The sequence below is a fragment of the Limosilactobacillus vaginalis DSM 5837 = ATCC 49540 genome (assembly GCF_000159435.1).
In the GTDB taxonomy this organism is placed as follows: Bacteria; Bacillota; Bacilli; order Lactobacillales; family Lactobacillaceae; genus Limosilactobacillus; species Limosilactobacillus vaginalis.
This window is the reverse complement of sequence record NZ_GG693419.1, coordinates 3,658-5,130: the sequence shown is the minus strand read 5'-3', so window position 1 is coordinate 5,130 and position 1,473 is coordinate 3,658. Positions and strand designations below refer to the sequence as shown.

General features: G+C 53.0%; 1 rRNA gene. It reads left to right on the top strand.

Annotated features, from left to right (window positions below):
* A 16S ribosomal RNA gene (locus HMPREF0549_RS08710) occupies positions 1-1,408 on the top strand; the annotation flags it as partial.
* Positions 1,409-1,473 lie beyond the last annotated feature (65 nt).

The following is a 1,473-nucleotide window of genomic DNA, read 5'->3' as shown; positions in this document are numbered from 1 at the left end:
GGGGGATAACATCTGGAAACAGGTGCTAATACCGCATAACAACGAAAACCACATGGTTTTCGTTTCAAAGATGGTTTCGGCTATCACTTCAGGATGGGCCCGCGGTGCATTAGCTAGTTGGTAAGGTAACGGCTTACCAAGGCAATGATGCATAGCCGAGTTGAGAGACTGATCGGCCACAATGGAACTGAGACACGGTCCATACTCCTACGGGAGGCAGCAGTAGGGAATCTTCCACAATGGGCGCAAGCCTGATGGAGCAACACCGCGTGAGTGAAGAAGGGTTTCGGCTCGTAAAGCTCTGTTGTTGGAGAAGAACGTGCGTGAGAGTAACTGTTCACGCAGTGACGGTATCCAACCAGAAAGTCACGGCTAACTACGTGCCAGCAGCCGCGGTAATACGTAGGTGGCAAGCGTTATCCGGATTTATTGGGCGTAAAGCGAGCGCAGGCGGTTGCTTAGGTCTGATGTGAAAGCCTTCGGCTTAACCGAAGAAGGGCATCGGAAACCGGGCGACTTGAGTGCAGAAGAGGACAGTGGAACTCCATGTGTAGCGGTGGAATGCGTAGATATATGGAAGAACACCAGTGGCGAAGGCGGCTGTCTGGTCTGCAACTGACGCTGAGGCTCGAAAGCATGGGTAGCGAACAGGATTAGATACCCTGGTAGTCCATGCCGTAAACGATGAGTGCTAGGTGTTGGAGGGTTTCCGCCCTTCAGTGCCGGAGCTAACGCATTAAGCACTCCGCCTGGGGAGTACGACCGCAAGGTTGAAACTCAAAGGAATTGACGGGGGCCCGCACAAGCGGTGGAGCATGTGGTTTAATTCGAAGCTACGCGAAGAACCTTACCAGGTCTTGACATCTTGCGCTAACCTAAGAGATTAGGCGTTCCCTTCGGGGACGCAATGACAGGTGGTGCATGGTCGTCGTCAGCTCGTGTCGTGAGATGTTGGGTTAAGTCCCGCAACGAGCGCAACCCTTGTTACTAGTTGCCAGCATTCAGTTGGGCACTCTAGTGAGACTGCCGGTGACAAACCGGAGGAAGGTGGGGACGACGTCAGATCATCATGCCCCTTATGACCTGGGCTACACACGTGCTACAATGGACGGTACAACGAGTTGCGAACTCGCGAGAGTAAGCTAATCTCTTAAAGCCGTTCTCAGTTCGGACTGTAGGCTGCAACTCGCCTACACGAAGTCGGAATCGCTAGTAATCGCGGATCAGCATGCCGCGGTGAATACGTTCCCGGGCCTTGTACACACCGCCCGTCACACCATGGAAGTTTGCAATGCCCAAAGTCGGTGGCCTAACCATTTGGAGGGAACCGCCTAAGGCAGGGCAGATGACTGGGGTGAAGTCGTAACAAGGTAGCCGTAGGAGAACCTGCGGCTGGATCACCTCCTTTCTAAGGAATAAAACGGAAACCTACACATCGAAGAAACTTTGTTTAGTTTTGAGAGGTTTACTCTC